Origin of the sequence: Sutterella sp. KLE1602 (assembly GCF_001578585.1) — a bacterium.
In the GTDB taxonomy this organism is placed as follows: domain Bacteria; phylum Pseudomonadota; class Gammaproteobacteria; order Burkholderiales; family Burkholderiaceae_F; genus Sutterella; species Sutterella wadsworthensis_A.
Map to the genome: position 1 here is coordinate 97,607 of NZ_KQ968527.1, position 16,087 is coordinate 113,693.

12 protein-coding genes and 1 tRNA gene are annotated in these 16,087 nt (G+C 62.4%); 10 read left to right on the forward strand and 3 right to left on the reverse strand.

Annotated features, from left to right (window positions below):
* The first annotated feature begins 50 nt into the window (after window positions 1-50).
* The 3 genes from HMPREF3036_RS05435 to HMPREF3036_RS05445 all read left to right on the forward strand — a co-directional run bounded on the left by HMPREF3036_RS05435 (window position 51) and on the right by HMPREF3036_RS05445 (window position 3,511).
* A complete protein-coding gene (locus HMPREF3036_RS05435) occupies window positions 51-935 on the forward strand; it encodes a formate dehydrogenase accessory protein FdhE (RefSeq protein WP_062332272.1) in 885 nt (294 codons plus the stop codon).
* A gap of 55 nt (window positions 936-990) precedes the next feature.
* Window positions 991-1,872, forward strand: coding sequence for a formate dehydrogenase accessory sulfurtransferase FdhD (gene fdhD / locus HMPREF3036_RS05440; RefSeq protein ID WP_156469746.1), 882 nt, complete (start codon window positions 991-993; stop codon window positions 1,870-1,872).
* A 370-nt stretch (window positions 1,873-2,242) separates the two neighbouring features.
* Window positions 2,243-3,511, forward strand: coding sequence for a dicarboxylate/amino acid:cation symporter (locus HMPREF3036_RS05445; RefSeq protein ID WP_062332275.1), 1,269 nt, complete (start codon window positions 2,243-2,245; stop codon window positions 3,509-3,511).
* 248 nt (window positions 3,512-3,759) lie between these two features.
* Here the strand turns inward: HMPREF3036_RS05445 and lplT are convergent, their stop codons facing one another.
* Window positions 3,760-5,091: a lysophospholipid transporter LplT gene (gene lplT, locus HMPREF3036_RS05450; protein WP_062332278.1), complete on the reverse strand. Its 1,332-nt coding sequence runs from the start codon at window positions 5,089-5,091 to the stop codon at window positions 3,760-3,762.
* Between the two features lie 240 nt (window positions 5,092-5,331).
* On the opposite strand from lplT, the gene alr reads away from it, so the two are divergent.
* The 3 genes from alr (at window position 5,332) to HMPREF3036_RS05465 (ending at window position 8,747) form a co-directional block, all read left to right on the forward strand.
* The gene (alr, locus tag HMPREF3036_RS05455) at window positions 5,332-6,414 is read left to right on the forward strand and encodes an alanine racemase (RefSeq protein WP_005435805.1); all 1,083 of its coding nucleotides are present in this window, start codon (window positions 5,332-5,334) and stop codon (window positions 6,412-6,414) included.
* 20 nt (window positions 6,415-6,434) lie between these two features.
* Window positions 6,435-7,832, forward strand: coding sequence for a DNA repair protein RadA (gene radA, locus HMPREF3036_RS05460; RefSeq protein ID WP_062332282.1), 1,398 nt, complete (start codon window positions 6,435-6,437; stop codon window positions 7,830-7,832).
* A 126-nt stretch (window positions 7,833-7,958) separates the two neighbouring features.
* The gene (locus HMPREF3036_RS05465; protein ID WP_062332285.1) at window positions 7,959-8,747 is read left to right on the forward strand and encodes an urease accessory protein UreE; all 789 of its coding nucleotides are present in this window, start codon (window positions 7,959-7,961) and stop codon (window positions 8,745-8,747) included.
* Window positions 8,748-8,849: 102 nt separating this feature from the next.
* Here HMPREF3036_RS05465 and HMPREF3036_RS05470 read toward each other — a convergent pair.
* Together HMPREF3036_RS05470 and HMPREF3036_RS05475 are read right to left on the reverse strand one after the other, a co-directional pair.
* Window positions 8,850-8,935 (reverse strand) — tRNA-Leu (locus HMPREF3036_RS05470).
* 63 nt (window positions 8,936-8,998) lie between these two features.
* Complete coding sequence (locus HMPREF3036_RS05475) at window positions 8,999-9,565, reverse strand: hypothetical protein (RefSeq protein WP_005435814.1); 567 nt, start codon at window positions 9,563-9,565, stop codon at window positions 8,999-9,001.
* A 435-nt stretch (window positions 9,566-10,000) separates the two neighbouring features.
* Between HMPREF3036_RS05475 and tig the strand changes: the two genes are divergently transcribed.
* The 4 genes from tig (at window position 10,001) to lon (ending at window position 15,942) form a co-directional block, all read left to right on the forward strand.
* Window positions 10,001-11,329 (forward strand): trigger factor, encoded by a 1,329-nt coding sequence (gene tig, locus HMPREF3036_RS05480; RefSeq protein WP_005435815.1) that lies wholly within the window; start codon window positions 10,001-10,003, stop codon window positions 11,327-11,329.
* A 183-nt stretch (window positions 11,330-11,512) separates the two neighbouring features.
* Window positions 11,513-12,112 carry an ATP-dependent Clp endopeptidase proteolytic subunit ClpP gene (gene clpP, locus HMPREF3036_RS05485; protein ID WP_005435819.1) on the forward strand — a complete coding sequence of 200 codons (600 nt, stop codon included), beginning with the start codon at window positions 11,513-11,515 and terminating at the stop codon, window positions 12,110-12,112.
* A 20-nt stretch (window positions 12,113-12,132) separates the two neighbouring features.
* Complete coding sequence (gene clpX / locus HMPREF3036_RS05490) at window positions 12,133-13,362, forward strand: ATP-dependent Clp protease ATP-binding subunit ClpX (RefSeq protein WP_062332351.1); 1,230 nt, start codon at window positions 12,133-12,135, stop codon at window positions 13,360-13,362.
* Window positions 13,363-13,458: 96 nt separating this feature from the next.
* Entirely contained in the window at window positions 13,459-15,942 is a 2,484-nt protein-coding gene (gene lon, locus HMPREF3036_RS05495; RefSeq protein ID WP_005435821.1) for an endopeptidase La, read from the forward strand.
* Window positions 15,943-16,087: the final 145 nt, after the last annotated feature.

The following is a 16,087-nucleotide window of genomic DNA, read 5'->3' on the forward strand; positions in this document are numbered from 1 at the left end:
GCGCATTCTGGGCTTACGGCACGGAGTGCCTTGAAAAAAAGGAAAGTCACATGCTCAACCGCAAGTCGATCGAAAGGGCCCTTGCCCGTGCCGCCGGTCACCAGGACGAAAGCGTCGTCGCGCGTCTCGCGCTCTTTGCGCCCGCGCTGCTCAAGGCGGCGGATCTGCGCGCACAGCTTGCCGCTGAAGCTCCCGAGTGGACTGACGAAGAGATCGAGGCCGCCCGTCTGGGCAAGGAGACGCTTCTCTCGCTCCGTCCCGTCACGATTGACTCGGAGCGCTTCCTGCAGACGGTCGACGCCATCGCGGCGGCCCTTCTCGACAACGACGAGATCGAGGGCGACATGCTCGAAGCCTGCCGAGCCATCGACTGGACGCGCTTTGCGTCGGCTGAGCTCCTTGAGAGCGCAGGTCGCGATCCGATGGGGTATCTCCATGCCGTCGAGGTGCACGCGGGCGAGGACGCCCTTCTTGACATCTTCCTTCTTCCCGTGCTCGGCCTCGCGCTTCGCGTCTTCCTTGACGAGGCGGCCGACGAAGGCAGCCGCCGCATCGCCAGAACGGGCACCGACACGACGCATCACAACCGTCCGCTTCACTGCCCCGTCTGCGGCTCCGACGCCGCCGTCGCGAGCGTGACCGACACGCCGCTCAACGGGCACATCAAGCAGCTCTGGTGCACGTGCTGCGGCGCACACTGGGGCTTCGAGCGCATCCGCTGCGCCGTCTGCGGCGATCAGGCCGTGTCGGACCTCTCCTACATCCATGACGAGACCGACGAAACGCGCCGCCTGCACGTCTGCGCCGGCTGTCATGCCGCCTTCCCGACGATCTTCGCGGGAGAGGAGCTCAACTTCTGCGCCGACGTCGAGCAGATCGTCATGACGGGGCTTGAGCTCTTCTATCAGAACGCCGTTGAGGGCAAGGAAGCCTGAGGATCAATATTTCCGCAACGAGACGCCGCTGGCACGAAACGCACGGGAGATGAACATGGGATGCGCTTATTTGAACAAGGCCGAACACGCGCTTGCGACCGCCATTGAGGCGGGGACCTGCATGCCCGTCTCCATGGGCGGCGTCGAGCGTCTGGGGGCCCGCGAGGTCGAGGTCTTTCGCATGAATGCAGACGAGCCTGCGCTCGACTGGGTGGCAGAGGAGGTTCCCGTTGCGCTTGTCTACAACGGCATCTCGCACGCCGTCATGATGGCCTCTCCCTCGATGCTCGAAGAATTCGCGCTCGGCTTCTCGCTTGCCGAGGGCATCATTCCCGACGCCTCGCATCTCTATGCCTGCGAGGTGCGCGAGGCCTGCCGCGGCGGCATCGAGGTGGACCTCACGATTTCGTCCGAATGCTTCTGGAAGCTCAAGGACCGCCGCCGCTCGATGACGGGCCGCACGGGTTGCGGCATCTGCGGCGTCGAAAGTCTTGGAGAGGCCGTGCGCGAAAAGCGGGTCGTGCCGCACGAGCAGACCTTCCCGATGGCGGCCTATGCCGACGCCCTCGGCTATCTGGAGCGTGTCGAGCGCCTCGGCGGCATCACGGGCTGCACCCACGCCGCCGTCTGGGTTCGTCCCGACGGAAGCTTTGCGGGCGGCGCCGAAGACGTCGGCAGGCATGTCGCGCTTGACAAGCTGCTCGGTCTTCGTGCCCGCAGGGGCTGGCGTGACGGCGCGCTTGTCATCAGCTCCAGAGCCTCCTACGAAATGGTTCAGAAGGCGGCCATGTGCGGCGTCGAGATCATCTTCGCCGTCTCCGCACCGACGGCGCTCGCCGTCGAACTTGCACGAGAGTGCGGGATCACGCTTGCGGCCTTCTGCCGTCGCAGCCGCGCCAACGTCTACTCCCATCCCGAGCGCCTCATTGGGCTCTGAGAGAAAAAGGGCGAAGACGGAACAAGTTGTCTTGGAATGCCTTCCGGTTTTTCCTTTTTCTCCGGAAGGCCTTTTGACAGGCGGAGGACTGGTCTCACGGTCTTCCGCCTCTTTTTCGTCTGTTGTCGTCAGAAGGCGGCGTTACCCTGCGGGGCAGACGCCTTTGGATTACGGTGAGTCGAACTAGGCAGTTGTGCTTAGATGGATCGGTTCGCTACTGCTGCAGGCCGGGAAAGTATGCCTGATTTTTGTTGACGCAAAATGAGGATGTGCGGATATACCTGAGCGAGTTACTCGGGTATACACTTCGAAAAGACTGTTGCGGATCCGCAGCACTGCAGTTTTTCAAAAACAAGAAGGAAACTCCCAGATGACTCAATCCCCCGACGAAGCCAGGCCCCGCGTCAAGGGTTCCCAGACCGCCATGGCGGCCGCCTATCTCGTTGCGATCGTGCTCGGCGTCTGCAGCGGCCTCTGGGGCGGCGAGACTATCCATGCATTCGCGGACTTCGTGAGCTCGATCTTCATTCGCCTCTTCAAGTTCATCAGCATTCCGATCATCGCCGTGTCGATCATCGCGACGCTCGCCTCGATCTCCCGTTCGAGCGAGTCTGGTCGCATCTTCCGCCACACGATCTTCTACACGCTCTTCACGACGATTCTGGCGGCCACGCTCGCCGCCGTCCTCTACGTCGCCATGTCTCCCGCCAACGTCGCCATGACGGCGGGCGCCATCGCGCCGCAGGTGGCGGAGCACTCCTATCTCGAGTACATCCAGTCCGTGATTCCGGACAACTTCCTGGCGCCGTTCCTCTCCGCGAACGTGCTCTCTGTCCTGCTCGTCTCCGCCGCCATCGGCATCGCAATCTCCCGCCTGCCGCGCGACAGCCGCTCGCAGGAGGTGCTGCTTGCCTTCTTCACGGGCGCTCAGGAGGTCCTCTTCATTCTCGTGAAGTGGCTCATCCGCGTGCTTCCGATCGGCATCTTCGGCTTCATCTCTGCACTTGTCGTCGAGATGAACAAGGGCGTTGAGATCGGCGGTCTCGGCACCTACTTCGGCGTCATTCTCGCCGCCAACTTCGTCCAGATGCTCGTCGTGCTTCCGCTTCTCATGCTTGCCCGCGGCGTCAATCCGATCCGCGTCGCCAAGGGCATGGCGCCTGCGCTTGCCGTCGCCTTCTTCTCGAAGTCCTCCGCCGGCACGCTGCCCGTCACGATGTCCTGCGCGGAAAACAACGTGGGCGTCGCTCGCCCCGTCTCCCGCTTCGTGCTGCCGATCTGCACGACGATCAACATGAACGGCTGCGCCGCCTTCATCCTCGTTACGGTCGTCTACCTGATGCAGAATGCGGGTGCCGAGGTGACGCTGCCGATGCTCGCCGCCTGGATCCTGATCTCGACACTCGCGGCCGTGGGCAACGCAGGCGTTCCGATGGGTTGCTTCTTCCTTTCGGCGAGTCTTCTCGCAAGCATGAACGTGCCCATCATGCTCATGGGCGTGATCCTGCCCTTCTACGCCGTCATCGATATGATCGAAACGACGCTCAACGTCTGGTCCGACTCCACGGTCGCAGCCATGGTGAACCATGATCTCGGCAAGGATGAAAAGGATGACGAGGCAGTTCCCGCCGCCGTATAAGACAGGAACTTTCTCCTGACGTCTTCAGGCGGACCGTTCTCCCGACGTGGAGGCGGTCCGCTTTTTCTTGTACTCGCGTTTCCTAAGGCTTTGAGGGGGCTTTCGATGGGGGGCAGGTGGTTGCTGTGTTGTTTGCTGGCGAGGAGAGGGCGTTTGGCTTTTTGCGCTTCATGGCTGGGAGCCATGAACGGAAACGTGCCCGTGCTGTCGTGCAGGGCCCGTTCGGGAGGGTGCCTTGGTGATGCTGATCAGTGCTCTTCAGTCACGTGGCGGGTGCCTTCGCCGATCAGGTGGGTGCTGTCGTACTCGGCCTGATTGCGGCGGTGCTTGAGGATGACGAGCAGCATGGAGATGCTCACGAAGACGCCGAAGATCATCATCGTGGCGGGAACCGAGAGGTCGGCCTTGATGAGCAGGGAGTAGACGCCGAGCATCACGAGGATGGAGGAGTTCTCATTGAAGTTCTGCACGGCGATGGAGCGTCCCGCGCTCATGAGGACATGGCCGCGGTGTTGCAGGAGCGCGTTCATCGGAACGACGAAGAAGCCCGCGCAGATGCCCACGAGGATCATGATGAGGCCGGCGATCATGACGGCCCAGGAAAGCTCGAAGCCGAAGAGCGAGAGGCCGCCTGCGGGCGCAATGTCGCGCGTGAAGTAGGAGGCGCCCACGACGAGCACGCCCATGCAGATGCCCATGGGCAGAACGTTGAGGGACTTCTTGAGAGGAACCTTGGCGGCGGCGAGGAAGGCGCCGACGGCGATGCCGAGGCTCACGACGGCCTGCATGACGGCACCCTGAGAGAGATCCATGCCGAGCGCGTGGTCGCACCATTTGAGAACGAGGAACTGAAGCACTGCGCCTGCGCCCCAGAAGAGCGTCGTGACGGAGAGGGAGATCTGACCGAGACGGTCGCTCCAGAGAAGACGGCAGCTCTTGACGAAGCCCTTGATGGAGTCGACGGGGTCGAACTTCTGCGGGGGATAGCGCACGCCCGTGTCGGGAATGGCGAGGTTGACGGCCGAGGCGGCGAGGTAGACGAAGGCGATTGCGAAGATGGCGGCCTCGGCAAAGCTCGACAGGCCGAGAGCATCAAGATGGAACAAATCGAGGATGGACTGTGCGATCTCAGGCTTGATGAGAACACCGCCGAGCACAACGCCGAGAATGATGGAACCAACCGTGAGGCCCTCGATCCAGCCGTTGGCGACAACGAGCTTCTGCGGCGGGAGAAGCTCGGTGAGAATGCCGTACTTCGCGGGCGAGTAGGCCGCAGCGCCCACGCCCACGATCGCGTAGGCGAGAAGTGGGTGGCCGCCGAAGAGCATCAGCAGGCAGCCGACCGCCTTGACGAAGTTCGTCAGGAACATGACGCGGCCCTTGGGCATCGAGTCTGCGAAGATGCCCACCCAGGCGGCGAGGCACACGTAGCTCACCACGAAAAAGAGCTTGAGGAGCGGCGTCATCCAGTCAGGAGCGTTGATGCTCGTCAGAAGGGCGATGGCAGCGATGAGCAGTGCGTTGTCGGCCAGAGACGACAGGAACTGCGCGCACATGATGGTATAGAAGCCGCGGTTCATAAAAGCCTGTGAATGAGCCTGAATGGTTGGAGGTCAATCCGTTAAGTCTACCTTGCCTGAGGGCGTACGTAAACATTCGGTGCAAATTCCTTCCGAGAACGGGGAGAGGCGGGAGGTGGGCCGAGTCACTTTCAAATTGTGAAATTCGAACGAATCGCGGCGCAGGCGAGTAACATTAACGGGTTTCTGCACGAGACGCCCCGTGCGGGTTCCCTTGACTTATGAAAGAAGAGTATTCGAGTGCCCCGTCCCATATACGCTGAAATTGATATTCAGGCGCTGAAGCACAATCTTGCCCGCCTTCGTGAGAGTGTCGGCGATCGCACCCTCTGGGCGGTCGTCAAGGCCAATGCCTACGGCCACGGTCTTGAGAATGCCGTCGAGGCCTTCGCCGATGCGGACGGCTTTGCGACCATCGACCTGTGCGACGCCGAACGCGCGCGCCGCGCGGGCTGGCACAAGCGCGTGCTGCTTCTGGAGGGCTTCTTCGATGAAACGGACATCGAGCCGCTTCAGGACCTTGACGTCGAAACGGTCGTCCACTCCATGTGGCAGATCGACATTCTCAAGCGTCTCCAGCTGCGTGAGGTGAAGGTTCACATCAAGGTGAACTCGGGCATGAACCGTCTGGGCTTCCTGCCCGTCGAGGTGGGCACGATCTACGACCTCCTCACGTCCATTCCGGGCGTGAAGGTGATGGGCGTCGTCACGCACTTTGCCAACGCCGAGCCGAGCTATCTCGGCGATGCGCCCGCATCGGTCTCCCGGCAGCTCACCCGCATGGGCAGGCTCGCGCATTCCGCCACGGCGGCCTGCATGGCCAACTCCGCTGCCATCCTCTGGCATCCCGAAGTGGGAGGTGACGGCGTGCGTGCGGGCGTTGCGCTTTACGGCGTGAGCCCTGACTCCCACATTTCCTCCGAGGAGCTCGGCCTCATTCCCGCCATGACGCTCTCGGCGAAGATCATCGCCGTTCAGGAGATTGCGCCGGGCGAGGCCGTGGGCTACGGCTCGCGCTGGATCGCCAAGCGTCCCACGCGCGTGGGCATCGTTGCCTGCGGCTACGCGGACGGTTATCCACGTTCGATGCCCGACGGCTCTCCCACGTGGGTCGAGGGCGCCATCGCGCCGCTCGTGGGCGCCGTCTCGATGGACATGCTCGAGATCGACATCACCGACATCCCGTCCGCAGGCCTCGGCAGCCGCGTGGAGCTCTGGGGCAGGCACCTGCCCGTCAACCGAGTGGCGGCCGCTGCAGGCACGATCGGCTATGAGCTCATCTGCGCGCTTGCACGCCGCGTTCCGCTTCAAATCAAGCACTGACAACCGACATACGGCAACCGATGGCACCTCGCACGACCAAGACCAGAACCGAATTCGTCTGCAATGAGTGCGGCGGCACGACTGCCAAGTGGCAGGGACAGTGCCCGCACTGCAAGGCCTGGAACACGCTCCAGGAGTTCAAGGTGTCGCAGGGCGCCGCCGCCCGCTACGGTGCGGGCTCCCCGCGCTCCGCAGGCGGCTTCGTCGACACGACGGGCTCCCTGCAGGACCTCTCCGACGTGGCGATCGAGGAGATCCCCCGCACCGTGACGGGACTCGGCGAATTCGACCGAGTCATGGGAGGCGGGCTTGTGAAGGGATGCGTCGCCCTGATCGGCGGCGACCCCGGCATCGGCAAGTCGACGCTTCTGCTGCAGGTCATGGCCAGACTCGTCGAGCTCGGCCATTCGGCGCTTTACGTTTCGGGCGAGGAAAGCCCCACGCAGATCGCGCTCAGGGCGCAGCGCCTTCAGCTCGAGCCCCGCGGCCTCACCCTCATGAGTGAAATCGAGCTCGAGCATATCGAGAGCGTGATTTCTAGCCGCAAGCCCGAGTACGTCGTGATCGACTCGATCCAGACCATCTTCTCAAGCCTGCTTGACAGCGCGCCGGGTTCCGTTTCTCAGGTGCGCGAGTGCGCCGCAAGACTCACGCGCATGGCCAAGACCGTGGGTACGACCCTCATCTTCGTCGGTCACGTCACCAAGGACGGCTCTCTTGCCGGTCCTCGAATTCTCGAGCACATCGTCGATACGGTGCTCTATTTCGAGGGCGACCAGCACTCGAACTTCCGTCTCGTGCGCGCCTTCAAGAACCGCTTCGGCGCCGTGAACGAGCTCGGCGTCTTCGCCATGACGGATCACGGTCTTCGCGGCGTGACGAACCCGTCGGCCATCTTCCTCTCCGAATACAAGTCCGACATTCCCGGGTCGAGCGTGCTGGTGACGCAGGAGGGCACTCGCCCGCTTCTCGTTGAGATTCAGGCGCTCGTCGACGCCACGCACCTGCCCGCGCCGAGGAGGCTTGCCCTCGGCGTGGACTCGCAGCGCCTTGCCATGCTTCTTGCGGTCCTGCACCGCCACGCGGGCGTGGGCTGCTTTGATCAGGACGTCTTCGTCAACGCCGTGGGCGGCGTGAAGATCTCGGAGCCAGCGGCCGACCTCGCGCTTTTGTGCGCCATCTATTCGAGCATTCGAAACAAGCCCCTGCGCCGCGGTCTCGTTGTCTTCGGCGAAGTGGGCCTCGCCGGAGAAATCAGGCCTGCGCCCAGAGGTCAGGAAAGGCTTCGTGAGGCGGCGAAGCTTGGCTTCGCAAAGGCCGTGATTCCGCGCGCCAATGCGCCGAGAACGCCCGTCGAGGGCCTCGAGGTCATTGCCGTCGACCGTCTTTCCGATGCGCTGGCGGCTGCTGTCGAATAGCCTTTGCCGGGCGCAAAGTTTTCTTACACGCGAATGATTCTCTTTGCTTAAAATGGGTAGACACTTGTCGGCGCCTGAGGGCGAAGCCTGTCGCTTCGCGAGGCGCCGGCCTCACAGGAATTCAAAATGACGACTTTTACCAAGCTCCTGCCGCCCGAAGCGGCCCCTGCCCAGCCCATTCTCGCCCGCGCCAAGCAGCTCGTTCTCACGTCCGCCCAGCGCATGGCCTGGGAGGACTCCTTTGAAACGCCCGAAGGCGTGATCGCCGTCTCCGTTGAGGAAAAGCGCCCGCTCTTCGTCAACGACGTTTTCGTTGACGACGCAGGCCAGTTCTGGGTCGTGCGTCCCGCCGTTGAAAAGGTTCTTCACGTGACGGGCGACCTGCGCACGATGCAGGAGGCCGTCGGCGCCCTCATCAACCGCGGCGTCGAAGTGGCCGAAGCTCCCGAGGGCTTCGCCGTTCGGCCGCTCCCGAACATCGCCAAGATGCTCGGCATGATCGGTCTCGAGGTCACCGAGGTCGAAGAGGCCTTCGAACCCGTCCGCATCGAGCGTCATGCAGGCGGCTGCGGCTGTGGCGGCGGTTGCGGCTGCGGCGGTCATCATCACCATCACGGCGAAGAGGAATGCGGCTGTGGCTGCGGCGGGCACCACCACGACGAGGAAGAGTGCGGCTGCGGCTGTGGCGGCCATCACCACCATCATGCCGAAGAGGAATGCGGCTGCGGTTGCGGCGGTCATGACCATCACCACGAGGAAGCGTGTGGTTGCGGCTGTGGCGAACATCATCACCACCATGAAGATGAGTGCGGTTGCGGCGAGCACCACCATCATCATGACGGTAAAGAGCATCATCACCATCATCACGAGGAAGGCGCCTGCGGCTGCGGCTGCGGTTGCGGTCACAAGCACTGACTTGTGAAGGGGTGCGCACGGCCGCGCCCCATTTGCCCTGCGGCGGGCTGAATGAAGAAAAGGGAGACACTCGGAAGCGTCTCCCTTTTCTTTTTTAATCCTTGGTGCGGGGAATCGGACTCGAACCGACACGCCTCAACGGCGTCAGGACCTAAACCTGGTGCGTCTACCAATTTCGCCATCCCCGCACGAACAACGCATTCTACAGGAATTCAGGGCGCGGATGTCCTGACCTTGAGCCTGATGGCGTGTCATTCGGCGGGAGCGCCCGTCCTGCTTGCATCGTAGACCTCGAGACGGGCGCGGTTGTACTCGGCCCAGGTCATGGCGCCCTTGAGAAGCGAGGACTGCAGGGCGGAGATTTTTGGATCGACCATTTCACGGGAATGGCGCGCAAGCTTGATGAGGTGGGCGTCTCCCGAGGAGATCATCAGGCTGCGGGTGTCCTCGTTGAGCTTGTGCAGGCTTGCAAAGACGCGCTCAGCGACGCGTCGCGCCTCCGGGGTGATGCGCGAGCCGTCCTTGAGGTGAGCTTCCGTCATGCCCGAGGGCAGGCAGGGCGTCTTCGCATAGTAAGGACGGTTTGCTGGCGAGGTGCAGATGGCGCGTATGTCCCTTGACACCTGAGCGATCCTCTCGTTGTAGAGTTCGTTGTCGGTGGTCTTTGCAAAGCGTTCTGCGGTCGTGTGACGGCGGGTACTCGTGACTTCCTGTTGCGTCCCCGCATCAGTGTTCGTCCCCCTGGGCGCAGTTGCGCAGCCTGCAAGAAGGGAGAGCATGGCGAAGGAGATGGTCAGAAGGGAAAGACGGGACCGCATGGTTCTGAAGGCAGGAGGAAGATGAGGGCTGGCGCAGGCCGGATTGAACGGGAGAAAAATTCTAGCAAGCTCGAAAGAGCCTCGTCGCAGGAATTGTAAGCAATTGGCCGTGCGGATGCGGAGGAAGGCGTCTCCTGCACAAGAGGAGGACGGCGCCTGAATCGAGGCCGAATTCAGTGCGGGGAGCGGGTTTCCCGCAGGAACCCGTTGAAACAACAGCTGAATTTCTCCGCTATAATTAAAAAATTCAGGTCCGCCGACATCAGAAGCCGGCGGATGCTCTTTTTATAGAAGAGAACGAACGACGGTCCGCCGCATGCGGGTGCGCTTCGCTCTGGAAAGGATTTTTCACGCGGTCCGTTCTGCAAAGGGACGGATTTCTTCCACAAATTCCGCCGCGCGTCAAGCGGGCGGACTTTTATAAAGACTACTGCGATGACTGAACAAGAAACCGTCAAGACCGAAGAGGTCGCCAAGGTCAACCCGCTCGAACGCACGCTCGATCTGGTCGTTTCCTACGCTTCCGCTGAAGAACTCACCGAAAAGGCCCTGAAGAACTACGGCAAGAACGCCAAGCTCCCGGGCTTCCGCAAGGGTCACGTTCCGGCCGCTCAGGTCCGCCGCATGTACGGCATGCAGGCCTATGACGAAGCCATCAACCAGCTCGTCGGCGAAGCCTGGCAGAAGGCCGCCTCCGAAAGCGAGCTCCGCATTGCCGGCTATCCGCGCATCGACGCCGCCAAGAACGAAGAGGACAAGGAGAACATGCACTTCACGGCCAAGTTCGAAGTGTTCCCTGACGTTCAGGTTCCCGACTTCTCCGCCGTCGAACTCAAGCGCTACGTCTGCCCGGTGACGGACGCCGAAGTCGAAAAGACGATTGACGTCATGCGCCGCCAGCGCGCCACGTACAACGTCGTGGAACGCGCCGCCGCCAACGACGACCGCGTCAAGCTCAACTTCAAGGGCAAGAAGGACGGCGTTGAATTCCAGGGCGGTTCCGCCGAAGGCTACGTGTTCGTTCTCGGCCAGGGCCGCATGCTCCCCGAGTTCGAAGCCGCCGTCACGGGCATGGCTGCCGGTGAAAAGAAGACCTTCCCGATGACCTTCCCCGCCGACTACGGCATCAAGGAACTCGAAGGTCAGGCCGTTGAATTCGACGTTGAAGTCGTCGAAGTCGCCGAACCCGCCTACCCGGAAGTTGACGACGAATTCGCCGCCAGCCTCGGCGTCAAGGGTGGTGTTGAAGCCATGCGCGCTGAAATCCGCGCCAACCTCGAACGCGAAGTCAAGGCCCGCCTCGAAACGAAGACCAAGGCCGAAGTGATGGAAGCCGCCGCCAACGCCTGCGACTTCGCCCTTCCGACCGTTCTCGTGAACGACCAGTGCGAAGCCCTCCGCCAGCAGATGGAAAGCGACCTCGCCGGCCGCGGCATCGACGTCAAGAAGATGCCCGCCATGCCCGTCGACGCCTTCAAGCCGCAGGCTGAACGCCGCGTGCGCCTCGGCCTCTTCGTCGAAGCCCTGATCTCTCAGGAAAATATCTCCGGTTCCGACGAACAGGTTCGTGAAATCGCCGCCGATATCGCTTCCAGCTACGAAAAGCCGGAAGAAGTCATCGAGTACATCATGAAGGACCAGAACCGCGTGGGCAACCTCCGCGCCCAGGCCACGGAAAACAACGTGACCGAATGGATCCTCGCCAAGGCCAAGACCGTTGAGGAAACGGTTGAATTCGACAAGCTGATGGCCGGCCAGTTCTAACGAACGGGACAACGTCAGACTTGCGGGCGCGGCCTGCCGCGCCGGCCCTGATCGACTCGAGAGGCATCACGGACAACACGCCGGATGCCTCTTTTTTCTTTTCCGTGGTCCGCAGGCGGGAGCTTTTCCGCTCGCTCCGCTACAATCGGCAGATACCCCTTTTTCCACAAGGCGAATAAAAAAATGCTAGTCCCTTATGTCATTGAAGACACCGGCCGCGGCGAACGCAGCTACGACATCTATTCGCGCCTCCTTCGCGACCGCATCATCTTCCTTACGGGTGAGGTGAACGACCAGTCCGCGAGCCTCGTGATTGCACAGATGCTCTTCCTCGAGAGCGAGAATCCGGACAAGGACATCTACTTCTACATCAACAGCCCCGGCGGTTCCGTTTCCGCCGGCATGGGCATCTACGACACGATGAAGTTCATTCGTCCGAAGGTCTGCACGATCTGCGTGGGCCTTGCCGCCTCGATGGGCGCGCTCCTCCTGAGCTCGGGCGAGAAGGGCCGCCGCTATGCGCTGCCGCACTCCCGCGTCATGATCCATCAGCCGCTCGGCGGCATCCAGGGGCAGGCGACCGAAATCGAGATTACCGCCCGCCAGATCCTGCGCACGAAGCAGGAGCTCAACCAGATTCTTGCCGACAACTGCGGCAAGCCTGTTTCCGAAGTCTCCCTCGACACCGAGCGTGACTACTGGCTCGTGGGCGAGGAGGCCATGAACTACGGCCTCGTCGACCGCATCTTCACGACGCGCGCCGAGCTTGAAAAGGCGCTTTGAGCGGAATCGAGGTGAATGACATGCGAACCTGTTCCTTCTGCGGCCGCAGCGAGAGCGAGTGCAAGGAGCTCTTCTCCGGCATTCGCGGCGAACTGATCTGCGGTGAATGCATCCGCTCGATGAACGACGAGCTCAGGAGCGGCCCCACTCCTGAGAGCGCTCCCGAGGCGAAGCCCGAGGCTGAGAAGCCCCTGCCCAAGCCCAAGGAGCTCTATGACCTGCTCGACCAGTACGTCGTAGGTCAGGAGCGCGCCAAGCGCACGCTATCCGTGGCGGTCTACAACCACTACAAGCGACTGAAGAACCAGGCGGACGCTGCGCGCTCCGTCGAGCTTCAGAAGTCAAACATTCTTCTGATCGGTCCGACGGGCTCCGGCAAGACGCTGCTGGCGCAGACGCTTGCCCGTGCGCTCGACGTGCCGTTCGCCATTGCCGACGCGACGACGCTCACCGAGGCGGGCTACGTGGGCGAGGACGTCGAGAACATCGTCGCCAAGCTCGTGCAGGCCGCCGACGGCGACATCGAGCGCGCCCAGCGAGGCATCATCTACCTTGACGAAATCGACAAGATCGCTCGCAAGAGCGAGAACCCGTCGATCACGCGCGACGTGTCCGGCGAAGGCGTGCAGCAGGCGCTGCTCAAGCTCGTCGAGGGCACCGTGGCAAGCATGCCCGCCCAGGGCGGCCGCAAGAATCCCGGCAAGGCCATGATTCAGGTCGACACCTCGCAGATCCTCTTCATCTGCGGCGGCGCCTTCGACGGCATGCAGAGCATCATCAGCCGCCGCACCGAAAGGGCGGAGATGGGCTTTGGAGGCCGCGTCTTCAGCAAGGACGGCGACAAGAGCCTCACCAAGGTGTACAGCCAGGTCGAGCCCGCCGACCTCGTGAAGTACGGCCTGATCCCCGAGCTCGTCGGCCGTCTGCCCGTGATCGCTGCGCTTCAGGAGCTCGACGAGGAGGCGCTCATCGCCATCCTCACGAAGCCCAAGAACGCCATCGTCCGCCAGTATCAGGCCCTGCTCGGCATGGAGGACGTCGAACTCGAGTTCACGCCCGACGCGCTCAAGGCGGTCGCCGAAAAGGCCATCGCCCGCAAGACGGGCGCCCGAGGCCTGCGCTCCATCGTCGAGGGCGTGCTTCTTGATGCCATGTTCGACATTCCGACGCGTGGAAACATCGCGCGGGCGCGCGTTACGCGTGAGACGGTCGAGAAGAGCGCACCCGTTGAGCTCATCGAGCACGACTGACGAAACTGATCTGCATACGACTTGAAAACGGGGGCTCTGGCCCCCATATATTCAAGACCGAACCGAACATTCACTAGGACTAGAGATTTGGACAACATGACCGACGGGGAAGTGATTTACCCCGAACAAATTGAAGTGCCTGCTGTCGCAGTGCGGGACATGGTGATCTTCCCCTCGACGCTGGTGCCCGTCTTCATGGCGCGCGAGGCTTCCGTCAACGCCGCTAGGAAGGCCTTTCAATCCGACAATAAGTACGTTTTCGTGGTCACGCAGAAGGAGCCCGACACCGATGCGCCCAAGCAGGACGACTGCTACGGGGTCGGCACGCTCGCAAGCGTGATGCAGTTCTTCGGCCTGGCTGACGGCACCTCGAAGATGCTCGTCGAGGGCCTCGCCCGCTATCGCGTCGACTCGCTCTTCGAGCGTGACGGCTCGCTTGTGGCTCGCTGCACCCGCCTCCATACCGTCTACGCCCCAGAGCGCACGCTTGAGCCGCTGCGCCGCCAGTTGATGAGTGAGTGGAAGAAATACGGCTCCTTCGGCACCGGAAAGAGCGAGCCTGCGGGCCGTTTCGACGCGGAGACTGATCCCGAGCGTCTGCTTGACCTTGTCTGTGGCCAGATGTCCGGCCTTGCTGCCGCCAAGATGGAGATGCTTGCCGAGGTCGACCTTGCGGCGCGCTTCCGTCATGGGATCGACTTCCTGCTGACCCAGATTGATCTTCAGAAGCTCAATGTTCGCATCGACGGCCGCGTCAAGCGCCAGATGGACAAGAACCAGCGCGACTACTATCTCCACGAGCAACTCAAGGCCATCCGCAAGGAGCTCGGCGACACGGATGAGGGCGCTGATGAAGAATACGCCGATCTTGAAGCCCGCATCGCCTCGGCGAAGATGCCCAAGTACGCCGAGGAGACCGTGCGCAACGAGCTTCGCCGCCTGCGCCAGATGCCGGCGATGAGCTCCGAGTCCGTCGTCGTGCGCAGCTACATCGAAACGCTCACGGACTATCCGTGGACGAAGAAGTCCCGCGTTTCGCGCGACCTTGAGGCCGCCGCCCGCATTCTTGACGAGGATCACTCCGGTCTCGAAAAGGTGAAGGAGAGGATTCTCGAGTATCTCGCCGTTCAGAAGCGCGTGGGCAAGGTGAAGTCTCCGATTCTCTGCTTCGTGGGTGCGCCCGGCGTCGGCAAGACCTCGCTCGGCGAGTCCATCGCCCGAGCCACGGGCCGCAAGTATGTGCGCGTGGCTCTGGGCGGCGTGCATGACGAAAGTGAGATTCGCGGCCACCGTCGCACCTACGTGGGCTCGATGCCAGGTCAGATCATCAAGAGCATGATTCGTGCCGGCGTGCGCAACCCGCTCTTCCTGCTTGACGAAATCGACAAGATGGGCACGGATCATCGCGGGGATCCCGCTTCGGCCATGCTCGAGGTGCTTGATCCCGAACAGAACAACGCGTTTGCCGACCACTACATGGAGATTCCGGTGGATCTCTCCGACGTGATGTTTGTGGCGACCTCGAACAGCTACGACATTCCGCCGGCCCTGCTGGACCGCATGGAGGTGATTTCTCTTTCGGGCTATACCGAGGAGGAGAAGATCCACATCTCCGAGCACCACCTGATTCCCAAGCAGCTTCGCGCCACGGGGCTCAAGGCTGAAGAGGTCGACCTCCCCCGAGAGGCCATCGTCGACATCATCCGCTACTGGACCCGCGAGGCGGGCGTGCGCGGACTTGAGCGTCTCATCGGCAAGATCTTCCGCAAGGTTGTGTTCGCCGCCGACAAGAAGGGCGGTAGCATGCCTGAAAAGGTGGTGATCAAGCCCGAAAGCCTCAGCACCTATCTTGGGCCCGCCAAGTACACGATCGGCCTTGCCAGCAAGGAGCCGCGCGTGGGCGTCGTCAACGGCCTGGCCTGGACGTCCGTGGGTGGTGAAATGCTCGTTATCGAAGCTCAGATCTTCCCCGGCAAGGGGGGCGTGCAGCGTACGGGCAGTCTCGGCGACGTGATGAAGGAAAGCGTCGAGACGGCCCGCTCCGTCGTGCGCGCCCGTGCGGCCAACCTCGGCATCGACACGAAGCGCTTCTACGAAACCGACCTTCACGTCCACTATCCTGAGGGTGCGACGCCCAAGGACGGTCCGTCGGCAGGCATCGCCACGACCACGGCCATCATCTCGGCCATGACGGGAATTCCCGTACGCTCCGACGTCGCCATGACGGGCGAGATCACGCTTCACGGCGAAGTGCTCGAAATCGGCGGCCTCAAGGAAAAGCTCCTCGCCGCCGTCCGTGCGGGCTGCACGAAGATCCTGATCCCCGATGTCAACAGGCGCGATCTTGAGGACGTGCCCGAGACCGCCAAGACTCAGATCGAGGTCATCCCCGTGAAGACCATCGATGAGGTGATCGCACAGGCGCTCGTCCGCCTGCCCGAGCCTCTCGCGGTCGAAGCTGAAACGGCTGGAGCTGCAGCAGGGGCCGCGACCGGCGAAGCCGCTGCGTCCGCCGCAGAGGAAAGGTCCTCCAAGGCCAGCAGTGCGGGCAAGACTCCCACGCTTGAGGTCCATGCCTGACCTTGCGGGAAGAGGGCCTTCTGAGAAGGAGGTTCCTCGCATGAAATGATGTTCGGCCCGTCCGCGCAAGCGGTCGGGCCGAACACGTTTGAGGAATGGCCGAAGCGAGCAAGGCATACCGTGTTTGCGGTATGGTTTTGCCTAG